This window comes from Olleya sp. HaHaR_3_96 (genome assembly GCF_019278545.1).
In the GTDB taxonomy this organism is placed as follows: Bacteria; Bacteroidota; Bacteroidia; order Flavobacteriales; family Flavobacteriaceae; genus Olleya.
The window spans coordinates 810747-834771 of sequence record NZ_CP058987.1 but is presented as its reverse complement, the minus strand read 5'-3'; the positions used below and the strand labels follow the sequence as shown (position 1 = coordinate 834771).

Here is a 24025-nt window from a genome sequence, read left to right as displayed (position 1 = left end):
AATTAAATAAAATGAAATTCATAAAAAAACTACTTAAAGTCCTTGTTGTACTTTTTGGGTTATTAATCGCCACCCTTTATATTACAGATACCGATTACCTTATTAAAGCTGTACGCACCATTTATTTACGCGGACACACGACAGCCTTTTTGGACGATTATAAAAAGTTTGACAATCAAGTTATTGCCAACGGAACACCTCAACCTTGGCCAAACCATACTAATTACAATTCCATAACAGAAACCTCAACGTTGCAAAAAGCAAACAAGGATTGGGGAACAGTCGCTTATGTGATTATTAAAAATGACAGTGTTTGGTTTGAAAACTACTATGGTGGCTACAATAAAGATTCTAAATCTAACTCGTTTTCTATGGCTAAAAGCTATGTCTCCGGGTTAATGGGAAAAGCAATTATGGATGGCTATATTAAAAGTTTAGACCAACCAGTTTGCGACTTTTTACCTGCTTTTTGCGATGGTGATGCTTCTAAAATGACCGTTGGCGATTTATCTAGTATGGCGTCAGGTACAGATTGGGATGAAGCCTACTACTCGCCATTATCAATCACAACCCGTGCTTATTTTGATGATGATTTACAAAAAGTAATGAACGGACTTAAAGTTATTACAGAACCAGGACAAGCCTTTAAGTATGCAAGTGGAGATACACAAATGCTAGCCATGGTTATTGAAAAAGCAACCGGTAAAAAAATGTACGATTATTTAACCGAAAGCTTTTGGAAACCTTTAGGTAGCGAAAATCCAACATTATGGCAAGTTGATAGCGCCGAGGATGATTTAGTCAAAGCCTATTGCTGTATTGCTAGTAATGCTAAAGATTTTGCACGTTTTGGAAAACTTTACAAGGACCATGGACAATGGAATGGACAACAAATATTAGACTCTGCTTTTGTTGCTAAATCTTTAAAACCTCGTTTTCAATCTAGTCCCGAATATGGTTATGGCTGGTGGTTAAAAAACCAAAATGGAAAAGACTTTTATATGATGCGTGGGCATCTTGGACAATACGTTATTGTACAACCAGATGACAATATAATTATTGTCCGTTTAGGCCATAAAAAATCACCTGATGCTGGTGTAGGCGTCTTTACCGATGATATCTCCCTGTATATTGATGAGGCTTATAAGATGTTGAATATGAAACCTTAATGTTTTGTTATTTAACATAGTGTTAAATTATTCGCAGAACTTTTATTCGTTTTTTTGAATAAAACTAATCAACCATGAATAAACTAAATTTTACATTTTCTATCTTCTTTTTGTGCAACAGTGTGTATGCACAAGACTCACTAAATTTTGATTTTGAAATTTTAAAAGACAAACAGGCTATAGGATGGTCTTCAATTGGAAATGAAGATTACAATATTGTTTATGACACAACAATTTCTCAAAACGGTACAGCATCTGCATCATTAGAAGGTAATGGTAAACTAGAAGAATATAAAGCTTTAACCTATAGTATACCTGCAGATTTTGGAGGAAAAAAAATAAAACTAACAGGCTATTTAAAAACTGAAAATGTAACAGAAGGATGGGCTGGTTTATGGATGCGAATTGATCCAGACGTTAGTCTTGACGACATGGCATCCAGAAAGGTACAAGGTACCAACGATTGGAAAAAATATGAAATAGAATTAGAAACTAATAGAAGAGCTACTACTATTTCTTTTGGAGGTTTATTAGTTGGTACAGGAAAAATATGGGTCGACAATTTTAATATAACGGTTGACGGAAAACCATTACACCAAGCTCCCGAGAAAGAATTCGACAAAGAATTTGATAAAGGGTCTAATATCACAATAGATTTATCTCAAAAAAATCAATTAGAAAATTTAACCCTTTTAGGTCGCATTTGGGGTTTCTTAAAATACTACCACCCAGAAGTTGGTGATGGAAATTTTAATTGGGATTACGAATTGTTTAGAATTTTACCTGACTATCAAAAGGCTAAATCTAACGCAGACCGTGATAAAATCCTTAGCAATTGGATTGATAATTTAGGAGCTGTAAAAATCTGTAAAAAGTGTAAAGCATTAGACGAAAATGCTGCTTTAAAACCCAATTTAACTTGGATTACAGATGGTAATTTATCTAAAAAATTAAGTGACAAACTACAGTTTATTACCCAAAACAGACACCAAGGAAACCACTATTATATTGACATGATTCGCGGTGTTGGAAATCCAGAGTTTAAAAATGAAAATTCGTACGCTGACATGCCTTATCCAGATGATGGTTTTAAATTATTATCGGTTTACAAATACTGGAATATGATTAATTACTTTTATCCTTATAAACATATAATGGATAAAGACTGGAATAATAGTTTGAAAGAAAATATTCCACCATTTATCAATGCTAAAAACGAATTAGAATATGAATTAGCAGCTTTAAAGATGATTGCAGATATCAAAGACACACATGCTAATCTTTGGGGAGGAAAAAATAAAATAAACGAAATACTTGGTGATAACTATCCAAATTTTCATGTTTCATTTATTGAAAACAAATTAGCGATAGACAACTTTTATAATGAAGACAGTCCTAAAAACGGTTTAAAAACAGGAGATATTATTACGCGCATTAATGGAAAAAAAATTGAAGACATCGTTAGAGATAATCACGATTTTTATCCAGCGTCAAACCAACCAACACGTTTAAGAGATATTAGTTTTAATTTATTACGCACTACAAGCAATAGCTTAGATATTGAGGTAGAAAACAATGGGATCAAATTAATTAAAACAATACCTGTATACAACAAAAAAGACATTAAGGACTTTTACAAAAAGTACACAAAAGAAGAAAACATCAGTAGTTATAGACTACTTGAAAATAACATTGGATACGTTTCACTTAAAAACATTAAAGATGAGGACGTCGATAAAATAAAAAAAGAATTAAAAGACACTAAAGGGATTATTGTAGACATTAGAAACTATCCGTCAGCCTCTATATCTTTCACCTTAGGTAGCTTCTTTACCTCATCTAAAACACCTTTTGTTAAATTTACAACAGGTAATATAGATTATCCTGGAGAATTCACGATGGGAGACAATTTATACATTCCGTCAAAAGGAAAAACATATCAAGGTAAAGTAATAGTATTAGTAAACGAAAAATCTCAGAGCGCAGCAGAATATACAGCTATGGCATTTAGAGCAGGTGACAATGTATCTATAATTGGTAGCACAACAGCTGGTGCAGATGGTAATGTATCAACAATTTATCTTCCAGGAGGCTTAAGAACGATGATTTCTGGGATTGGCGTGTATTATCCTGATGGCACTGAAACTCAACGCTTAGGAATTGTACCAGATATTGAGATAAAACCCACCATCAAAGGTCTACAAGAAGGTCGTGACGAGTTAATAGAAAAAGCCATAGAGATTATTAATCAATACAACCTAACACCAAAAAACACAAAAGACAAATAACTAATGATCTCTAAACTCAACCTAGAAAATATCTTATTTTTAGACATCGAAACCGTTCCTGAAACACACCATTTCTCTGAATTAGATAAAACCAAACAAGAACTTTGGGAGGCTAAATCGCGCTACCAGCGCAAGGAAGAATTTACTCCAGAAGAATTTTATGATCGTGCGGGAATTTGGGCAGAGTTTGGAAAAATAATATGTATTTCGGTGGGTTATTTTTCTTTGCAAGATGACACCCGCTTATTCAGAACAACTTCTTTTCATGGAGAAGAGCGTAAACTATTAATTGAATTTAAAAACTTATTAATCTCTCATTTTAGTCAAGTAAAACACTTGCTATGTGCTCATAATGGTAAAGAGTTTGATTTTCCATACATCGCACGACGTATGATAATACACAATATTGAACTACCATCTAAATTAAATTTATTTGGTAAAAAACCATGGGAAGTACCACATTTAGACACTTTAGAATTGTGGAAGTTTGGTGACTACAAAACATATACGTCTTTAAAATTAATGACTAATGTTTTAGGCATTCCATCACCTAAAGATGATATTGATGGTAGTGAAGTCTACAAAACATATTACGAAGACAATGACATTAATCGTATTATCGTGTATTGCGAAAAAGACACCATTGCAGTTGCCCAAATATTTTTACGTTTACGCGGCGAATCAATCTTAACAGAGGATGAGATAATTCATATTTAACACAAAACCAGAACAAATACAGACTTTTTACTCTAGACTTATTTTTGATTAGAATATAAAAAAAAGACCCAGAACATACATTCTGGGTCTTTTCAATAAATCAAGTAGACTTACTATTGCTTAATAAACTTTTTAAGCTTTATTTTTTCTCCTATATTTAATTGTAAGACATATATACCATCTTGCAATTTAGAGACATCAATTGTATTAGTATATCGTCCTTGAAGTACCGTTTGCCCTAATATGTTTTTAACCTCAAAGCTTTGTGCCTTAAACCCTACTAAACTCACATTAAGTTGTTGTTTTGTTGGATTAGGATAAATTTTAAATTGATTATCTAAAGTTTCGATTGCTCCCAAAGTAAAAGCACTAAAAGTTGCACTTGTTGCTCCTCCTACACAAAATGTTGTAGTTTCTGAATTAGTAAAAGAAGCTCCACTAGCTAAGACAGTACTTCCGTCTGTTAAACTATAAGAACCATTACCATATGAACAACAAATACCATCTCCATACGCATCATTGATGGTAAGCGAATAACAACCCGCTGGTAGCTCTGTACTGACATTTAATGTAGAACCATCTGCTTGACTAGCGTAAGTTCCTCCTGATGCCACTGTACTACCAGAACCATCTGTAATCGTCCAAGACGTTTCTTCAGGATAGTTATCAAAAGTAATCGATAAATTAACCTCTGTATCACTTGTACTAGCTGGACTTACAACTACTGATCTAGACACTTGAGCAGCAACATTACCAGCCGCATCACTAACATTATAATTTTTAGTATACGTGCCAGCGACACTCGTATTAACCGTTCCTGTAATGATTATACTAGCTGTCAAGTTTCCATCTACATTATCTGTAGCTGTTGCTCCTAATTCGTTATAAGTATCTCCAACCGTTAAATTAATGGTTGCACTTCCCGTTAAAGCAATTACTGGTTTAACCGTGTCTGCTGTTCCTGAAATAATAGTAACTGTATAATCTTCCACCTCTCCGTATGAGAAAGCCTCACAAGACGTTGGCACAGCATTATACTTCATGGATACACGCATTCTAGTTGTTCCATTTACTGCTCCTGATGCTACTGTAAAAGTACCACTTACCGGAGTTGTCTTTGAAGCCGATTGTGTCCAAACTTGTTCTCCTGAATCTGAAAAATCACCATCTTGATTATAATCTATCCAAACAGAATACCCTTCAGAATATACCGTACCAGACCAAGTAGGAGTTACCGTTATAGTCGCGGAAGCCCCTTTAATTAAACTAGTAGAAAGAGAAGTATAATCGGCATAACCTCCAGAAGCTCCTCCTGTTACATTATCGATACTTCCTAATTGAACTCTTCCAATGTATTCATCTGAAACACTATTACCGTTAGAATCACAATAATTTAATGGCGCCGTTCCCGTTGTTGTTACATTACTATTTGCAGAACTTCCACTTCCTCCTGTTGCACAGTTTGCGACTACAGAAACAGCATAGGTTGTTCCAGTAGCTAAACCTGAAGCAGTATACGTCGTTCCTGTTACCGTATTGACCGTCGTTCCGATAGTAATTGTATAATCATCAGCTCCAGAAACAGAATCCCAAGACACCGTAAAACTGTTATCTCCGATATTTGAAGATCCTAAATTTGAAGGTGCAGCTAATGCACAAGTTTGAACATATTCATCACCCAATCCTACTGCATACCAAGCATTAGTAACTGCAATTTCTTCTGCCGAACCTGCTCCAAATAAATCAATCGCTGCCTGAATACCTCCAGTTCGCGCATCAGCATATTGAGAACTTGACACTAAATAAACACTTTCCAATCTATACGCAATTGCTGAAGCTTTATCAATACCTATAGCACTAACACTATAAGTATCATTGTTATCATTTGTTCCATTTTTTCCTACAGTCAAAATATAAAACCAATGATTTAAAACACCACTATTATAATGCACACCACCACTATCTCCTGATCCAGAATACCAATTTGTTCCTAAATACGTATCAGGCTGCCCATAATCATTTGGATTTGATAATGATCTAATTGGACCACCAATCTCTTCTGCTAACAACCAAGTATCCTTTGTCGGATCTGCATAATACTCAACACTTGCTGCCCAAATATCAGAGAATCCTTCATTCATTGCGCCTGACTGATAAGAATAGGTAAGATTCGCTGTATTTTCACAGATGGCATGGCCAATTTCATGAGCTGCAATATCTATTGACGTTAATGGGTCAAAACTAGTCCCGTCACCATAGGTCATTACACTCCCATTCCAAAAGGCATTATCCTGATTAGAATAACCGTATTCTACCAAATCAAAATGTACATAACTTTTTATAGCGGCTCCATTATCATCATAACTATCTCGATTAAATGTTTGATAAAAATAATCGTAGGTCTTCTCAGCACCCCAATGTGCATCAAGAGCAGCATCATCCTTATTAGCGTTTGCGTGCTCTGCAGCCGTCCAGGAATTATCGTTATCTGTAAAATTTACAGCACTATTATAATTGATGCCCATATTCATATCATAAGTTTCAATCCCATTTCCTCTTGTCGTTTCTCTTAAAATATAATTTCCACCACTTAAAGTCGTTTCTATACTTTGATTTCCACTATAACGCGTTGCTGCACTACCAGTAACAAAAGGCGCTTCACTTACAGATCTGTTTTTACGAGTTCCCGAACTATAATGATCTAAATGCTTAATAATTGAATCTGAATATAAAATGGCTCCAGAATGCGCATCTACATAGATATACGCCCTGCTAACGGGTTGCGTTGCATACACATCAAATTTATAAGCTAACCTAGCTTTTGATTTATTAATAACCTCTCCTGGAAAAACAACTAATTCGCCCTCAGGCTTTTTATAGTCGTCCATAATTTTAGCTTCTTCTGGAGACTCCCACAAGTAACTTGAAGCTCCAACAGATAGCACTGCTTTATTAAATGCTGCTTGATTATTTAAAGTAGGAACGACTTTTAATTTCCCTGGTGAAAAAAGAGCCCCATTCAACAACATTAAATTTCCGTTTTTAGCATGTGCTTTGTATATCCCAAATTCAACTTTTACCCCTTGAAAATACTGTTGGTATGTTTCATGCGTAAACCCTAATTGATCATTTTCTGTTTTAATTTTAACTAATGCATCATCGGAGGTCAAACCAAGATTTGTAGTAATTAATTGTTTTGCGTCTTTTAAATTATGTTTTTCAAACGCATCTAGTTTAATAAATTTAGTTTGTCGTTTACCTTGGGCATAAATCCCAGTTGATAACAACAGTGACATGAAGAATAAAATAACTTTGTTTTTCATAATGAAATAGATTAATTGGTTAATTGGTTAATAATATTTTGATTGTAAATCAAAACCGTTTCTTTAAACTGACTGAAATCCACAAAACACACAAAAACATAAACACCTCATTAAAAGCGCTTTATAGTCTAATTTTTTACGCTATTTTGGGAATAAAAAACAAAAAAGTCCAAAGTTTTCACTCTGGACTTTTTCAATAAATTAAGTTCAGGTACTGTATTGTTTATTCTTTAATAAACTTTTTAAGTTTTATTTTCTCTCCAATATTTAGTTGTAAAACATACATACCACCTTGTAATTTAGAAACATCAATAGCACTTGTATATCGTCCTTCAAGTACTGTTTGTCCCAATAGGTTTTTAACCGCAAAACTTTGCGCTTCAAATCCTATTAAGCTAACATTAAGTTGTTGTTTTGCTGGGTTAGGATACACCTTAAATTGAGTATCTAAAGTAGTGACTACACTATGAGCTGACGAACTAAAAGTAGCGCTTGCACCACCAACACAGAATGATGTTGTTTCAGAACTTGTAAATGAACTTCCACTAACTAACACTGTACTTCCATCTGTTAAAGCGTAAGAACCATTTCCGTAAGAACAGCAAATACCATCACCATATGCATCATTAATAGTTAAAGCATAACAGCCTGTTGGTAATTCTGCACTAATATTTAGAGTAGAACCATCTGCTTGACTAGCATAAGTACCTCCAGAGGCCACTGTACTACCAGAACTATCTGCAATAGACCATGACGTTTCTTCTGGATAGTTATCAAAAGTAATTGATAAATTAACATCCGTACTACCTGAGCTTGCAGGACTTACTACAATGCTTCTTGATTTTTGATTCGCTGCGTTACCTGCTGCATCACTAACATTATAATACCTAGTGTATGTACCAGCAGAATTAGTATTAACTGTTCCTGTAATTACAATACTAGACGTTAAGTTTCCATCTACATTATCTGTAGCTGTTGCTCCTAATTCATTATAAGTATCTCCAACTGTTAAATTAATAGTTGTACTTCCCGTTAACGTAATTACAGGCTTAACTGCATCCGCAACTCCCGCTGTAATGTTTACGGTATAATCTTCCACTTCTCCATAAGAAAAAGCTTCACAAGATGTTGGCACACCATTATACTTCATAGAAACACGTAATCTTGTAGTTCCTGTTGTAGCGCTTGTTGGCACTGTAAAACTTCCACTTGCTACTATTGCTGAAGACGCCGCTTTAGAAAAAACTTGTTCTCCAGAATCTGTAAAATCGCCATTATTATTATAATCAATCCAAACAGCATACCCTTCAGAATAAGTACTACCAGTCCATGTTGGTGTAATTGTAATTGTATTTGAAGATCCTTTTGTTAAGTTAGTAGACACACTTGTAAAATCAGAATATAACTGAGCCCCAGAAGCATTGCTAATAGACCCAATGTTTACATTACTAATATATTCGTCATTCGCACTATTACCTTGAGAATCGCAATACTGTGTCCCTGTAGTACATGGTGTACATGAAGCACCACCACAATCAACACCTGTTTCGTCACCATTTTGAATGCCATCTGTACACGTCGGAGTTGCTCCTACAGTTCCACACTTATCAGATAACGCTAAAGTACGTCTTACTCCACCTGCTTCTAAAACTGCACGCATACGTGTTTTTTGACCTTCGGTAAACAAGTTCATACAAGAATCATTAGTATAATCCATGTAGTTTTGAACCATATCCGTAGAACTACAAGATACTTGTCCAATTGGACATCCTCCATTTGAGGTTTGATGTGTAGGTGTATCACTTACAAAATCATTCCCACAATTAGAATCTCCCCAAATGTGACGCAAGTTTAAATAATGACCTACTTCATGTGTCGTTGTACGTCCTCCATCAAAAGGAGCAGAAACATTACCAACACGACCAAAATAGTTATACGCCATTACAACACCATCCGTTGCTGCACTACCCCCTGGGAATTGTGCATAACCTAAAATGGTACCGCCCTGACTTAACATTTGAGGGACAACCCACATATTTAAATACTCTGAAGTATCCCATGGGTTAACACCTCCAGTAGAGGTGCTTTTCATCGCATCTGATGTTCCCCAATCTTGTCTAGTGGTAGACTTTCTTGTAATACCTGTAGTTGCATTTCCATTTGGATCTACTGTTGATAAACAAAACTGAATTTGTGTATCCGCAGCTTGAGACCAACTGTTATCTGCATCTGGATTAGTACGTCTAAAATCTTCGTTTAAAACATCTAATTGAGACTGAATTTGTGCTTCACTAATATTTTCTGTACTATTTCTATATAGTACATGAATAACTACTGGTATAGTAATTATACTTCCATCGACTCTAGCGGTTTGAGGTAATGCCGCTTTTTGTTGTGTGAAAGCTTCTATTTGATCCATCCTTTGTTGCAACGTTGGATCAAGTTGTTTTCTGTATTCTAAATTTTCCATTGACGAACAATTTCTTTCTTGCTGAGCAAAAACCGAAAAGGTCAATAAAAAACTTAATAATGATAAAGTAATTGTTTTTTTCATACTAAATAGTTTAATGGATTAGATTAATATTTGTTAAATAATGCTGTAAATTATCAAAACTTTAACTATAAATGCTTTTTAATTTCATTTTTTTCGACTAAAAACAGGATAATAAATAACATTCGCTTTTATGTGTGGTTACAGCCACAATCAATTGAAAGAAATTAATTACTTTTACTATATATGGCTAATATTTTACTAAAAACAGATAGTCTTTCTATCGACTTTAAAAGCGAAGGATCTTTAAAGACAATAATCAATAATATGTCCTATGTTATTAATAAAAATGAAATAGTTGGTATTGTTGGAGAATCGGGATCGGGGAAATCTGTTTCCTCATTAGCTATATTAGGTTTACTACCCAAACAAATTTCCAAAATCACGTCTGGAAGTATTCTTTTTAATGACCTGGATTTACTACAGCTAAACACGAAACAGTTTCAAAAAATTAGAGGTCAACAAATCGCAATGATATTCCAAGAACCTATGAGCTCTTTGAATCCCTCTATGACTTGCGGTAAACAAGTCGAGGAAGTTTTATTTCAGCATACAAAACTGACAAAAAAAGAAGTCCGAGCCGAAACATTAAGCCTCCTTGAAAAAGTCAAATTACCAGACCCAAAACGTGTTTACAAAGCCTATCCGCATGAAATTTCTGGAGGACAAAAGCAACGCGTCATGATCGCTATGGCCATCGCCTGCAAACCACAATTACTTATTGCTGATGAACCCACCACAGCACTTGACGTCACTGTACAAAAAGAAATAATCACCCTATTAAAAGAGTTACAGGCAGAGACAAAAATGAGTATCATTTTTATAACACATGATTTAAGCTTAATCTCAGAAATAGCTAATCGTATTTTAGTGATGTACAAAGGTGAAATTGTAGAACAAAATACTGTCCATAACATATTCAAACACCCTAAACACAACTACACCAAAGCACTAATCTCCTCTAGACCATCTTTAGACATACGATTAAAAACATTACCAACCATTACTGATGTTTTAAATAACACGGTCTCAGAAGCCACCATTACTAGTGAAATGCGTAAAATAAAACATGATAAATTATATTCAAAAGCGCCATTATTACAAGTTATTAATCTTGAAAAGGACTATATCTCTAAATCTGGAATTTTCGCTAAAGCGGAAACTTTTAAAGCTGTAAATAACGTCAACTTCAATTTATATGAAGGTGAAACGCTAGGATTAGTTGGTGAATCTGGATGCGGAAAATCCACGTTAGGTAACGCGATCCTACTCTTGGACAAAGCCACTAAAGGTCAAATATTATATAAAGGAAAAGATATTACGACCCTAAACAAAGTTGAAACAATAGCTATTAGAAAAGAGATTCAGATTATTTTCCAAGACCCATATGCCTCATTAAACCCAAGAATTACTATTGGTAATGCTATTATGGAACCCATGAAAGTTCATAACTTATATACCTCAGACACTGAAAGGCAAGAGAAAACGATAGAAATTTTAAATCGCGTAGGATTGGATAATACTGCTTTTAATAGATATCCACACGAGTTTTCTGGTGGACAAAGACAACGTATAGGAATTGCGCGCACTATTGCACTACAACCAAAACTAATTGTTTGTGACGAGTCCGTTTCGGCCTTAGACATTTCTGTGCAAGCACAAGTTTTAAATCTTTTAAATGAATTGAAAGATAATTTTGGATTCACTTATATATTTATCTCTCATGACTTAGCAGTTGTGAAATACATGAGTGATCAATTATTAGTAATGAATCACGGACAAATTGAAGAATTAGACGATGCTGATATTATCTACAACACGCCTAAAAAAGACTATACTAAAAAATTAATAGCTGCAATCCCAAAAGGATTATAGCATAAATATTTTTTTAGTTAAGTGCATAATGCTGCTAATAAAGTTAACAGTATTTTTAAATCCTATTTTAAAATTTTGAAAAAACATAGTAGGTTAAGTTTTTAGTTAATCTGAAGCAAAAAAGCAATAAAAATAGATTAAGTCATGGTTGACCGTGGTTATTTTCATTGGTTAGGTTCGGGACTACAAACATACAATCTCTTTTCTATTTATCAGCTAAAAAGCATAATTATTCGATGAAATGCGTCTTTTTTTAACACTCAGTACTTTATAGCCTTCTCCACTGTCAACACTCCTCTAGTCGGATAATAGCTTCTGCCATAATTGGACCGTCTATCCTCCCCTAATCTTGACGCTACTTGATTAGCCATTTTAATCACAAATACTTCTTCTGCATTCGGGAATGACAAGTCGTAACCATCAGCATCTATTTTCTCTCCTTTGGACGAATGGTCTTTTTTTCTATGATGATACTCTTTGGTATCATACAACTCGTTATAACAATGTATTAATTCATGTGACAACAAAGACACTGGAGAATTATAACCTTTATTACGTGAAAACCATTTCTTTTTATAATTTTTTCTAAACACTACACCATGCGTGTCATAAAACAACACCGTATTATGACTAGGACTATAGCCATTCTTCTGAGCAGGAATAATAGTAATAGTGTTATCAACATCCGCAACTAGTACAGTAATAACATCAACCCTATAACTATGCTCGCCTTCTCCAAACGAAATTGTTAGCGCACAAGTTTTTAATAAAAAATCTAACGCGATGGTCGTGTTTCGTAAAAAACGATCTTCAATTAAATCATGATTGCGATCTAAAACATACTCGTAATGCACATATTGATTTGATAGTGTTTTTATTCGCATAAACTAACTTTAATAGCTCTAACTAACCTCAAACATAACAACTCGATACATTTGAGGTTTAATTAACACACCTAATTACAGGCTCATTTCAGGAATATCTCCTTCGATAATTAAAGTTCCTTCTGTTGCCTTTTGTATCTCTTCTACAGACACCCCTGGCGCACGTTCTAACAACCTAAATCCTTTATCTGTAACTTCTAAAACCGCTAAATTTGTCACTATTTTTTTCACACATCCGACCCCCGTTAACGGTAAACTACATGTTTTAAGCAATTTTGACTCTCCCGCTCTATTAGTATGCATCATAGCTACAATAATATTTTCCGCACTAGCGACTAAATCCATTGCTCCACCCATACCTTTTACCATTTTTCCAGGTATTTTCCAATTAGCGATGTCGCCATTTTCCGATACTTCCATTGCCCCTAAAATAGTCAAATCCACATGCTGTCCACGTATCATAGCGAAACTAGTTGCACTATCAAAAAAACTAGCTCCTGGCAAGGTTGTTATGGTCTGTTTTCCTGCATTTATTATATCAGCATCCTCTTCTCCTTCAAAAGGAAATGGCCCCATACCTAAAACACCATTTTCCGATTGAAACTCTACTTCTATATCATTACGCACATAGTTAGCGACTAAAGTCGGGATACCAATCCCTAAATTAACGTAGTAACCATCTTGTACTTCTTGCGCAATACGTTTTGCTATTCCTGTCTTATCTAACATCTTTATAATTTAAAATTGTAAGTATTAAAAGTTCTAAAATATACTAACTCACGTGTTAACTCATCTAATAACACTAAAAATAGATACTTATAACTTCTTAACTGCGTTGCCTAACGGTTCTTTGTTCAATACGTTTTTCATAAGTATCACCTTGAAAAATACGTTGTACAAAAATCCCTGGAATATGAATTTGATTAGGATCAAGTGCTCCTACAGGAACTAACTCCTCTACCTCAGCAACCGTAATTTTTGCAGCACCCGCCATACATGGATTAAAGTTTCTTGCTGTACCCTTAAATATTAAATTTCCAGCTACGTCACCCTTCCAGGCTTTTACAAAGGCAAAATCCGCTTTAAAAGCATGCTCTAAAACATACATTTTGCCATCAAATTCTCTAGTTTCTTTTCCTTCAGCGACTTCTGTTCCATAACCTGCTGGTGTAAATATTGCTGGAAATCCTGCTTGCGCAGCTCGACAACGTTCAGCCAAAGTCCCTTGCGGAATAAGCTCGACATCCAACTCTCCAGACAACATTTGTCTTTCAAACTCATCGTTTTCCCCAACGTAAGAAGACACCATCTTCTTTATTTGCTTTTTCTGGAGTAATAAACCCAAGCCAAAATCATCAACTCCTGCATTATTTGAAATACAAGTCAAGCCTTTAACATTACGTTTAACCAACTCTGCTATCGCATTTTCAGGGATACCACTAAGTCCAAACCCCCCTAACATAAAAGTCATATTGTCTTTAACTCCTTCTAGCGCCTCTGAAACTGAATTAACTGTTTTTAGAATCATTATTTTTCTAATTTTTTGTGGTTTAAATTTAAGAAATAAAAAAGCCATTCTTTACGGAATGGCTTTTATTTTTTTTAATATAATTAGAATTACATTTCTAGTTCATCAGGAACATCTTCTTCCGGCAAACTCAACCCTTGAGAATCCCCTTCATCTCCAACATAATCAGTACAATCTACAGTAATTGACAAGTTAGAAGGTTTTACAAAACTAGACTTAGAGACATCCAACGTCTCATCCTCATAACAACTCTTCATGTACATTCCCCAAATAGGCAAAGCCATAGCAGCACCTTGTCCATAAGTAATACTTCTAAAATGCGTTGCTCTATCTTCTGCTCCAACCCAAACACCTGTCACCAGATTAGGAACCATACCCATAAACCATCCATCAGATTGGTTTTGCGTGGTCCCTGTCTTACCAGCTATTGGATTTTTAAACTCGTAAGGATATCCTGTTATAATTTCTGGATACACCCCTGTTTTAGGCATCCATGTTCTACGCAAACGCGATCCCGATCCACTTTGAGTTACACCTTCCATTAATTTAACGGTAACATAGGCAGTCTCCGCACTTAATACATCTCTAGTTTCTGGAACAAATTGATATAAAACAGTATCATTTTTATCTACAATAGTTGTCACCATTACAGGTTTAGTGTAAACCCCTTGATTTGCAAATCCAGAATATGCGCCTACCATCTCATAAACACTAATATCTGGTGTACCTAAAGCAATAGAAGGCACTAACGGTATATCCGATGTAATCCCTAAATTCTTAGCTAATTCCGCAACTGGTTGTGGCCCAACTTTATCCATTAATCTTGCCGTAATTGTATTTACAGAATTTGCTAATGCATGCTTTAAAGTAACCTCTCCATCATAATTACGATCATCATTTTTAGGGGTCCAAGCTTTTGAATTACCATATTTATTAGCTTCAATAGTTAATGGCGCTAATGGTAACTTATCGCATGGCGACATGTGTAACTGATTAATTGCTGTAGCATAAACGAAAGGCTTAAAAGTAGATCCTACCTGACGCTTCCCTTGTTTTACATGATCATACTGGAAGTGTCTATAATTCATACCACCTACCCATGCCTTAACATGACCTGTTTGCGGATCCATACTCATCATTCCTGGGTGTAAAAATGATTTATAATAACGCATAGAATCTATAGGCTTCATAATGGTGTCGACCTCACTAGGACTTCCATCTTTTTCCCATTTAAAAATGGTCATTTTAGCAGGCTTTAAAAAAGAAGCTCTTATTTCCTTTTCACTTTTCCCTGCTTTCTTTAAAATCCTCCAACGCTCACCACGCTTCATTGCATTGTTAAGTAAATTATCTACTTCAGACGTACTTAAATCTCTAAACGGTGCCGTTTTATTACGTTCCGGTGTGTTTTGTTTAAAAAACTCAGCTTGCAATCTTGGCATATGTCTAGCAACCGCTAATTCTGCATATTTTTGCATGCGCGAATCAATCGTTGTGTAGATTTTTAAACCATCATTATTAAGATTATACTTAGTACCATCTGGCTTTCTGTTTTTAGGATCATCAGCCCATTTTTTCATAAAATCTCTCAAATACTCTCTAAAATAAGTTGCAGTCCCAGAACTATGACTATCTGGGTTGTAATGGATATCTAAATCTGTTTTTTGAAGTGAGTCTTTTTCTTTTTGAGTGATATAATCGTACTTAGCCATTTGTGCCAACACCACATTTCGTCTTTGCTTAGTTCTAACCGCTCTCTTCCCATTATCCTTAAGCGGATTGTATAACGACGGATTAACAAGCATTCCAACAATCATTGCAGATTCTTTTAAGTTAAGTTCCTTAGGTTCTTTCCCTCCAAAATAAATTCTTGCTGCTGAGCGTATTCCGTCTGCATTATTATCAAAATCAACAATATTAAGATATTGTGCTACTATTTCTTCTTTAGTATATTGACGTTCTAAACGAATAGCAATAATCCATTCTTTAAACTTTTGCAATACCCTTTTTACTTTATTACTAGACGCTCTTTTTGTAAACAATTGTTTTGCCAACTGTTGGGTAATAGTACTTGCCCCTCCACTTCCTGGTTTTAAAACCGCTCTTAATGTACCACGACCATCAATACCGGAATGCTCCATGTAACGTACATCTTCAGTCGCTATTAGCGCATGCACCAAATGCTCTGGCAATTCGTCATAACTTACCGGCGTTCGATTATCTCTAAAATAAAATTTCCCTAAAGTTTTACCATCAGAAGAAATCACTTCTGTCGCTAAATTTGTTTTAGGATTTTCTAATTGCGTATGATCCGGCATCTCACCTAACGCACCCCACGATGCTAAAAGAAATAATAGTACTATTAGAAGGAATCCTCCTAAAAATAGCATCCAAAACCACCTTATATACTTATCAAACCCTGTTGCTTCTGCTTTTTTTGTTTTTGCCATATCTATCTGACTAATTTATTCTGTTTTTTCAATTCTAAATCCTACATCTGTAAGACCTTCTAAATTCACAACACCATTAACCTCTCCACTACCGCGCATAGCGTGTTGTATTTTCACATTATAAGTGCCGCTTTCGTTAAAAACAACACCTTCTTTATACCATAATTTATTATCCTTAACAGCAGACAACCCTTCACCTAACCATGCCCCATTCTTTTCGGTCATATTATACTGTAAAGTATCTGTTACTATTTTACCATGAGGAAAATTCATTTCAACAATTAAATACAAATTACTGTATTTATAAGCATTAGTATTCCTAACATTAACAAACAAGTTATAAGGATTTATTGAGTCTGGTGCGTTAATTTTAAATTGTACGACATCCTCTTTATTCCATGCGGTAGAGACACTTTTATACTCATCAAAAACGGCTTTCTGATCGCAAGAAGTAACTAAAACCAATAGTAATATAAACGCTATTCTACTTACTCTCATTAGGTTTATTATTATTGTTCTCTGGTTTTCTCTTATTTGGCTTACGCTTTGGTCTAGGCTTTGCTTTTGCGCTATTTGACGGACTTTTAGTATTCTTATTAGTCGTGGCGTTAACCTCAACTTTATTTTGAACTGGCTTTTTATTTCTAGCTCTATTGTTTTTACGTTTTTTATTACCTTTTGGACTATCAAAACGTGTTAAACTATCCTGACCAACAACATTTTCGAACTCTGTTTTTGGATCAACCTCAATATCTGCAGCATATTCTTCAAGACTAGCTACTTTTTCTCTCTTTTTATTAATTGCAATAATTTCGCTAGCTTGGTCTGTAGTAATTAAGTGCCAATTCATCCATTCCCCTTCATAAGCATACCACATATGCCCTTTGAAAATGTCTGTTTTTTGACAAACGGCAGTTCCTTTTTCAGTATACAATTTAGTATCTGCTTTAGGAAAAGCTTTTAAAGCATCTAAATAAGAATCCAACTCATAATTTAAACAACATTTAAGCTTACCACATTGTCCTGCTAATTTTTGAGGATTTAGCGATAACTGCTGATAACGTGCTGCACTGGTACTTACAGATCTAAAATCTGTTAACCATGTCGAGCAACACAACTCTCGACCACATGAGCCAATCCCGCCAAGTCTAGACGCCTCCTGACGAAAACCGACTTGTTTCATTTCTATCCTAATCCTAAACTCTCTAGCATAAATTTTAATTAATTCTCTAAAGTCAACACGTTCTTCTGCGGTGTAATAAAACGTTGCTTTACTACTATCCCCTTGAAACTCGATATCCGAGATTTTCATGTGTAGTTTTAGATCTATAGCAAATTGACGTGCCTTAACCTTCATCGGCTCTTCCTTGTCACGAGCCTCACTCCAGATGTCTATATCTTTCTGAGAAGCCTTACGATAGATTTTTAAAATATCATTTTTAGTATCTACTCTTTTACGTTTTATCTGAACACGTACTAATTCTCCTGTTAGAGTAACCATACCAATATCATGACCAGATTGTGCCTGAGTAGCTACAATATCTCCGATACTTAATGTTAAATTCTCTGCATTATGGTAATAATGTTTACGTCCGTTTTTAAAACGAACCTCAACCCAATCAAATGGTTTTTCGCCATTAGGAACAGACATATTTGCTAACCAATCAAAAACGGTTAATTTATTACAACTATCTGTACCACATGTTCCATTATTCTTACAACCTTTTGGTTGTCCGTCTTTTCCTGTAGCGCAACTTTGACAAGCCATACTATTTATGTGTATATATTGAATCTTAAGGTTTTACCCTAAAGATGAAGATTAATAATTAGTTGTTTCCGCGTAAGCGAATGCCAACCCTTGTTAATCCGTAAAGATAAGATTATTTGGCTGACTTTAAAACATAAAAAAAACGTGATAAAATTTAGCACGTTTTTTTTATGTTTTAAAAGTATACGCTACTTTTTAAGTACTTCAAAAATATTACGTAAATCTTTTTTAAAAGGTAAATGATCGGCACGTCCTTTTTTAAAGATATCATTGCTATTACCCTGCCCTTTCCTTAATTCTTTCTGCGCTTCAAAAGGCAAAGCATGTATCTCACTACAGGTTGTTGAGCAACAATTATTCATTTCTGTTTTACAATCTTCGCATTGTATAAATAACAAGTGGCAGGCATCATTAGCACAGTTTACATGCGTATCGCAAGCGGTTCCACATTGGTGACATTTAGCAATAACATCGTCCGTAATTTTTTCTGAACGACGCTCGTCAAAGACAAAGTTCTTACCTATAAATTTATTAGCAATCCCTTCTTCGTTTACTTGTCTAGTATATTCAATAATACCACCTTCCAATTGATATACATTTTTAAACCCTTTGTGCTTGTAATAGGCACTTGCTTTTTCACATCGAATACCACCTGTACAATACATTAGTAGGTTTTTTTCTTCTTTATGCTCTCTTAAATCAGCTTCAATAATATCTAAAGATTCTCTAAAAGTATCCACATCTGGTGTTACTGCACCATCAAAATGACCTATTTCACTTTCATAATGATTACGCATATCCACACACACTGTATTTGGATTTGATAACATCTCATTAAAATCTTTTGCTGATAAATGCACCCCTTTGTTGGTTACATCAAACGTATCATCGTTCAGCCCGTCTGCTACTATTTTTTCACGAACTTTAACTTTCAACTTTAAAAAAGACATATTATCTTGCTCTACAGCAATGTTAAGTCTAACATCTTTTAAAAAATCAATACTATCTAAATGATTTTTAAAGGCTTCAAAACTATCTGCAGGTAACGACAATTGGGCATTAATCCCTTCTGTAGCAATGTAAATACGTCCTAAAACGTCTAGACTATCCCATTCAATAAATAATTGATCTCTTAATTCTTGTGGATTGCTAATGCGAGCATACTGATAAAAAGATAACGTCAAACGGTCTTTTCCAGCTTTTTCAATAAGTTCTGCTCTTTCAATAGCGCTTAATTTGTTGTACAGTTGCATGCTATACTTGGTTTTAAGTGTTAATAAAAAGTTTATGCAAAGGTATTATTTTTATCGAGTAAAGCAAACTGTTGCTTATTTAAGAGATTAAAAACGTAGATATAAATGTTTCCTTTCAATAAAAAAATTAGTAAAAAAAAAGTCCCTTGCGCTCTGCAAAGGACTTTTTATAGACTAACTCGTTAAGATTATTTAACTAAATTATTAAACAATAATACGAGCTAACCTCCATCGGCTTTACAGCTACTATTAAGTAAAATAGCAACTGAAACGCCTAATGTTTTTGTGTGTACTAACTTTTTTAAATATTTCATACCCTTAAAATTTAAAGGATTAACATTTTTCAAAGCGGATTAAATTTTCTTTTTCATAGCATATCTTTTCCACTTCAATAAGTAGATGCAAAAACTTTAAAAAGGTTGCGTGAGAAAATTAAAATTCTTTAAAAAAGTAGTATTTTAGCATAGAAAAATTTTTTAATAAAACTTGACGTATGAGTAAAGAGAAAGAAGCAAAGCTAAAAGCATTACAATTAACCTTAGACAAATTAGACAAAGCCTACGGAAAAGGTACGGTAATGAAAATGAGTGATGCTGCTGTTGTTGATGTAGAGGCTATCCCATCGGGATCTTTAGGTTTGGATATTGCATTAGGAGTTGGTGGCTACCCAAGAGGTAGAGTTATAGAAATATATGGTCCAGAATCTTCTGGAAAAACAACATTAACGCTTCATGCTATTGCAGAAGCACAAAAAGCAGGAGGTATTGCTGCTTTTATTGATGCAGAACATGCTTTTGATAGGTTTTACGCAGAAAAATTAGGTGTAGATATTGATAATCTTATTATTTCTCAACCGGATAATGGAGAACAAGCTTTAGAAATTGCCGATAATTTAATTAGATCTGGCGCTATTGATATTGTTGTTATTGACTCGGTTGCCGCATTAACTCCAAAAGCAGAAATTGAAGGAGAAATGGGTGACTCTAAAATGGGACTACACGCTCGTTTAATGTCACAAGCCCTTAGAAAATTAACGGCATCTATAAGCAAAACTAATTGTACCGTAATATTTATTAACCAGCTACGTGAAAAAATTGGTGTTATGTTTGGTAACCCAGAAACAACAACTGGTGGTAACGCATTAAAATTTTACGCTTCTGTTAGGTTAGACATCAGACGATCTACACAAATAAAAGATAGTAATGGTGGCGTATTAGGTAATAAAACTAGAGTCAAAGTAGTAAAAAACAAAGTTGCACCGCCTTTTAGAATGGCAGAATTCGACATTATGTATGGAGAAGGTGTTAGTAAAGTTGGAGAAATTCTAGATGTTGCTGTAGAAAAAGAAATTATCAAAAAAAGCGGATCATGGTTTAGCTATGGAGACACCAAACTAGGGCAAGGACGAGATGCTGTTAAGCTTATTATAAAAGATAATCCAGAACTGTTTGATGAACTGGAACAGAAAATAAAAATCGCTATTAAAGAAAGTGTTTAAAATTAAAAATCCCGATAAAATCGGGATTTTTTTTGGTTTAAGACGCAACCTTTTGACAACTCATGCATCTCTTTAGTAACAACTATTTAGTTTCTTAAAAAATGAAAAAGCTTATAACCGCTTTAATAGTATTACTCTTTATGTCTTGTAGCGTCGACGAAGAACAACGACCAAGACTAAATTTGGAACCCATACCTATTGAAAGCGTAACTGTGCCAGAATATTTTGAACAAGGACAAACCTATCAAATAGACCTTAATTATATTCAACCCACCAATTGTTATGCCTTCTATGACATTTATTATGTCAAAGAAGATAATATCAGAACAATTGCAATAATAAATTCAGTTTACGATAGTGACACTTGCGAAGACTCTAATTTAGAAGTAGAAAAGTCCTTTAATTTTATTGTAACAGATCAAGAGGATTACATATTTAAATTCTGGCAAGGAGAAGATGCCAATGGAGAGAATGTTTATCTAACAATGGAAATACCTGTACAATAAAACTATTAACTAAAATCATCGCTAAAATTGGGTTTAGACAAACTCATACATAAATGTAAGTCCAATGATACTAAAGCACAAAGTGAATTATACAAGCTTTTTTCAAGCAAATTATTCTCGGTCAGCTTAAAGTATTCGAGCTCCTATGCAGAAGCTGAAGATAATTTACAGGACGCATTTATAACTATTTTTAGCAAAATAAAGCAGTACAAAAACAAAGGAAGTTTTGAAGGCTGGCTTAAACGAATAGCTATAAATACAGCTTTGCAACGTTACAGGAGCCAGAAAGTATTTGAAATAATTAATGAAGACGCGATAGTAGATGAAGAGGTCGATATTGATGAAGATGAAGTCAGTATCGATTATTTACTGCAATACATTCAGGAATTACCAGACCGATATCGTTTAGTATTTAACCTATATGTTTTAGATGGTTACTCTCATAAAGAAATTGCCGATCTCTTATCCATAACCACTGGGACCACGAAGTCTAACCTCGCAAGAGCTAGACAATTATTAAAAGAAAAAATATTAGCACACAAAATGGGCTTAAATTCCCAATCATTATAAATGAGTAACAAAAAAAACATAGATAGACTATTTCAGGAAAGATTTAAAGATTTTGAGGTCAAACCAGATGCTAAAGTTTGGAAAAACATTCAATCTCAACTAGAAAAAGAAGAGGATGACAAACCTCTTGTTATTATTCCGTTTTGGTTAAAATTATCAGGAATCGCAGCGACACTATTACTGTTCATGGTAGTAGGCAATGGCTTATTTAATACTCCTGACACATCCATTACCCCAACTGTAGTCGATACAGACAAAACCAAAACAAACGATAACGACACCAATACAGAACACAAGTCCACTGATAGTTATTCTCCAACAAAACAATTACAAACAAAAGACTTAAAGACTATTGAAGCCGCAATCCAAAATACAAAAAACACACCTTTAGATAATACAACTGTTGCCACCTCCAACAACAACAACAACAACAACAACAACAACAACAACAACAACAACAACAACACATTTTCTGTTACTCGAAAAAATAACAGTACCGCTTCAAGTGACTATAGAAAAAAAGCAACAACCACTAACAATAGCACAACACCGAACAACACTCAAAACACCAACCCTACAACTCGAAAAGAAACGACAAACACCTATGCATCTAATACTTCTAACGCGATAGAAAAAAAAGATAAACAAACAGCAACTCTTACTACTAATAGAGCAAATAACTTAGATAAGAACCACAATATAAGTTCTCAAAATCAAACCACTGTAAGCACATCTGTAGTTTCAAACACTAGCAATAACAAAGACAACACATTAAAAATTACCACAGCTAACATTGATATAGAAAAAACATCCATTGAAGAGGCTATAGCCGAAAACGAAACTACTGAAGACGATACTAAAGAGCAGGAGCTCACTAATAAGTGGGTCGTTAATGCCAATATCTCCCCAGTATATTACAATACATTCGGAGAAGGCTCTCATATTGACGAACAATTTAACAAAAACAATAAATCTGGAGAGATTAATGCTAGTTATGGCTTAAAAGTAGGTTATGCTTTAAACAAAAAAATCACCATTAGATCTGGTATTAATCGTCTTAACCTAAGTTACGATACAGACGATATCATTGTTTACGAAAAATTTAATACCTACAGCACTAGCACATCAATGAATGACGCTCCTGTTAGTACTGAACCTAATCTAAAAAATGTTAATTTTCTGAGTATGCCATCAGGACAACAACTAAGTATGATTAGTGCTAGTGATGTCAATGCTATGGTTGTAAGCACAAGTTTAAATGCGGCAATAAGTCAACGAATGAGTTATTTCGAAATTCCTTTAGAAGTAGAATACAAACTAGTTGACAAACGTTTTGGTGTTAATGTAATCGGTGGTGTAAGTACATTTATCTTAAACGATAATCAAGTTGTTTCGGAATTAAATGGTTCTAAAACCAAAATTGGAGAAGCTAACAACATCAACCCTGTTAGTTTTAGCACAAACTTAGGTATAGGTTTGAATTTTAGAATTAGTAACACCGTGAATTTTAATGTAGAGCCAACATTTAAATATCAATTAAAAACATTTAATAATACCTCAGGCGACTTTAACCCTTACATTATTGGATTATACACAGGGTTAAATTATAAATTTTAATTTTTAAGTGCCCTTTAATTAGGGAAAT

Annotated in this window: 17 protein-coding genes; 8 read left to right on the top strand and 9 right to left on the bottom strand. The window is 34.4% G+C overall.

Going from position 1 to position 24025, the window contains the following annotated elements:
- Nucleotides 1-11: 11 nt before the first annotated feature.
- The 3 genes from H0I26_RS03585 to H0I26_RS03575 all read left to right on the top strand — a co-directional run bounded on the left by H0I26_RS03585 (nt 12) and on the right by H0I26_RS03575 (nt 4174).
- On the top strand, nt 12-1169 hold the full coding sequence (locus tag H0I26_RS03585) for a serine hydrolase domain-containing protein (RefSeq protein WP_218701044.1): 1158 nt from the start codon (nt 12-14) through the stop codon (nt 1167-1169).
- A 74-nt stretch (nt 1170-1243) separates the two neighbouring features.
- Nucleotides 1244-3457, top strand: a complete 2214-nt coding sequence (locus H0I26_RS03580) for a S41 family peptidase (RefSeq protein ID WP_218701043.1) — start codon at nt 1244-1246, stop codon at nt 3455-3457.
- 3 nt (nt 3458-3460) lie between these two features.
- Nucleotides 3461-4174, top strand: a complete 714-nt coding sequence (locus tag H0I26_RS03575; protein WP_101015915.1) for a 3'-5' exonuclease — start codon at nt 3461-3463, stop codon at nt 4172-4174.
- Nucleotides 4175-4287: 113 nt separating this feature from the next.
- Here the strand turns inward: H0I26_RS03575 and H0I26_RS03570 are convergent, their stop codons facing one another.
- Together H0I26_RS03570 and H0I26_RS19620 are read right to left on the bottom strand one after the other, a co-directional pair.
- Nucleotides 4288-7497: a M4 family metallopeptidase gene (locus H0I26_RS03570; RefSeq protein WP_218701042.1), complete on the bottom strand. Its 3210-nt coding sequence runs from the start codon at nt 7495-7497 to the stop codon at nt 4288-4290.
- A gap of 223 nt (nt 7498-7720) precedes the next feature.
- Nucleotides 7721-10051, bottom strand: a complete 2331-nt coding sequence (locus H0I26_RS19620) for a GEVED domain-containing protein (RefSeq protein ID WP_256935247.1) — start codon at nt 10049-10051, stop codon at nt 7721-7723.
- Between the two features lie 183 nt (nt 10052-10234).
- Here H0I26_RS19620 and H0I26_RS03560 point away from each other — a divergent pair, with 183 nt between their 5' ends.
- A complete protein-coding gene (locus H0I26_RS03560; RefSeq protein ID WP_218701041.1) occupies nt 10235-11923 on the top strand; it encodes an ABC transporter ATP-binding protein in 1689 nt (562 codons plus the stop codon).
- Between the two features lie 260 nt (nt 11924-12183).
- On the opposite strand, the gene H0I26_RS03555 is transcribed toward H0I26_RS03560, so the two are convergent.
- The 7 genes from H0I26_RS03555 to H0I26_RS03525 form a co-directional block, all read right to left on the bottom strand.
- Nucleotides 12184-12807, bottom strand: coding sequence for a hypothetical protein (locus H0I26_RS03555; protein WP_218701040.1), 624 nt, complete (start codon nt 12805-12807; stop codon nt 12184-12186).
- Nucleotides 12808-12882: 75 nt separating this feature from the next.
- A complete protein-coding gene (locus tag H0I26_RS03550) occupies nt 12883-13536 on the bottom strand; it encodes a CoA transferase subunit B (RefSeq protein ID WP_101015907.1) in 654 nt (217 codons plus the stop codon).
- Between the two features lie 97 nt (nt 13537-13633).
- On the bottom strand, nt 13634-14335 hold the full coding sequence (locus H0I26_RS03545) for a CoA transferase subunit A (protein WP_218701039.1): 702 nt from the start codon (nt 14333-14335) through the stop codon (nt 13634-13636).
- An 89-nt stretch (nt 14336-14424) separates the two neighbouring features.
- Nucleotides 14425-16785 (bottom strand): penicillin-binding protein 1A, encoded by a 2361-nt coding sequence (locus tag H0I26_RS03540; RefSeq protein ID WP_218701038.1) that lies wholly within the window; start codon nt 16783-16785, stop codon nt 14425-14427.
- A gap of 15 nt (nt 16786-16800) precedes the next feature.
- Nucleotides 16801-17283: a gliding motility lipoprotein GldH gene (locus H0I26_RS03535; RefSeq protein ID WP_218701037.1), complete on the bottom strand. Its 483-nt coding sequence runs from the start codon at nt 17281-17283 to the stop codon at nt 16801-16803.
- Nucleotides 17270-18553, bottom strand: coding sequence for a stage 0 sporulation family protein (locus H0I26_RS03530; RefSeq protein ID WP_218701036.1), 1284 nt, complete (start codon nt 18551-18553; stop codon nt 17270-17272). The genes H0I26_RS03535 and H0I26_RS03530 overlap by 14 nt, the downstream gene beginning before the upstream one ends.
- A 188-nt stretch (nt 18554-18741) precedes the next feature.
- Nucleotides 18742-19806 carry a rhodanese-related sulfurtransferase gene (locus tag H0I26_RS03525; protein WP_218701035.1) on the bottom strand — a complete coding sequence of 355 codons (1065 nt, stop codon included), beginning with the start codon at nt 19804-19806 and terminating at the stop codon, nt 18742-18744.
- A 493-nt stretch (nt 19807-20299) separates the two neighbouring features.
- On the opposite strand from H0I26_RS03525, the gene recA reads away from it, so the two are divergent.
- From recA to H0I26_RS03505, 4 genes are all read left to right on the top strand, one after another.
- A complete protein-coding gene (gene recA / locus H0I26_RS03520) occupies nt 20300-21304 on the top strand; it encodes a recombinase RecA (protein ID WP_101015897.1) in 1005 nt (334 codons plus the stop codon).
- A 101-nt stretch (nt 21305-21405) separates the two neighbouring features.
- A complete protein-coding gene (locus H0I26_RS03515; protein WP_101015895.1) occupies nt 21406-21810 on the top strand; it encodes a hypothetical protein in 405 nt (134 codons plus the stop codon).
- Nucleotides 21811-21837: 27 nt separating this feature from the next.
- Nucleotides 21838-22380, top strand: a complete 543-nt coding sequence (locus H0I26_RS03510; RefSeq protein ID WP_218701034.1) for an RNA polymerase sigma factor — start codon at nt 21838-21840, stop codon at nt 22378-22380.
- Nucleotides 22381-23997 (top strand): hypothetical protein, encoded by a 1617-nt coding sequence (locus tag H0I26_RS03505; RefSeq protein WP_218701033.1) that lies wholly within the window; start codon nt 22381-22383, stop codon nt 23995-23997.
- Nucleotides 23998-24025: the final 28 nt, after the last annotated feature.

What these genes read in the sequence shown, in the direction of transcription:
- H0I26_RS03555 (WP_218701040.1), bottom strand. Translation starts at nt 12,807, where the DNA reads ATGCGAATAAAAACACTATCAAATCAATATGTGCATTACGAGTATGTT.
- H0I26_RS03570 (WP_218701042.1), bottom strand. Translation starts at nt 7,497, where the DNA reads ATGAAAAACAAAGTTATTTTATTCTTCATGTCACTGTTGTTATCAACT.
- H0I26_RS03540 (WP_218701038.1), bottom strand. Translation starts at nt 16,785, where the DNA reads ATGGCAAAAACAAAAAAAGCAGAAGCAACAGGGTTTGATAAGTATATA.
- H0I26_RS03530 (WP_218701036.1), bottom strand. Translation starts at nt 18,553, where the DNA reads ATGGCTTGTCAAAGTTGCGCTACAGGAAAAGACGGACAACCAAAAGGT.
- H0I26_RS03525 (WP_218701035.1), bottom strand. Translation starts at nt 19,806, where the DNA reads ATGCAACTGTACAACAAATTAAGCGCTATTGAAAGAGCAGAACTTATT.
- H0I26_RS03560 (WP_218701041.1), top strand. Translation starts at nt 10,235, where the DNA reads ATGGCTAATATTTTACTAAAAACAGATAGTCTTTCTATCGACTTTAAA.
- H0I26_RS03580 (WP_218701043.1), top strand. Translation starts at nt 1,244, where the DNA reads ATGAATAAACTAAATTTTACATTTTCTATCTTCTTTTTGTGCAACAGT.
- recA (WP_101015897.1), top strand. Translation starts at nt 20,300, where the DNA reads ATGAGTAAAGAGAAAGAAGCAAAGCTAAAAGCATTACAATTAACCTTA.
- H0I26_RS03545 (WP_218701039.1), bottom strand. Translation starts at nt 14,335, where the DNA reads ATGATTCTAAAAACAGTTAATTCAGTTTCAGAGGCGCTAGAAGGAGTT.
- H0I26_RS03550 (WP_101015907.1), bottom strand. Translation starts at nt 13,536, where the DNA reads ATGTTAGATAAGACAGGAATAGCAAAACGTATTGCGCAAGAAGTACAA.
- H0I26_RS03585 (WP_218701044.1), top strand. Translation starts at nt 12, where the DNA reads ATGAAATTCATAAAAAAACTACTTAAAGTCCTTGTTGTACTTTTTGGG.
- H0I26_RS03505 (WP_218701033.1), top strand. Translation starts at nt 22,381, where the DNA reads ATGAGTAACAAAAAAAACATAGATAGACTATTTCAGGAAAGATTTAAA.
- H0I26_RS19620 (WP_256935247.1), bottom strand. Translation starts at nt 10,051, where the DNA reads ATGAAAAAAACAATTACTTTATCATTATTAAGTTTTTTATTGACCTTT.
- H0I26_RS03515 (WP_101015895.1), top strand. Translation starts at nt 21,406, where the DNA reads ATGAAAAAGCTTATAACCGCTTTAATAGTATTACTCTTTATGTCTTGT.
- H0I26_RS03535 (WP_218701037.1), bottom strand. Translation starts at nt 17,283, where the DNA reads ATGAGAGTAAGTAGAATAGCGTTTATATTACTATTGGTTTTAGTTACT.
- H0I26_RS03575 (WP_101015915.1), top strand. Translation starts at nt 3,461, where the DNA reads ATGATCTCTAAACTCAACCTAGAAAATATCTTATTTTTAGACATCGAA.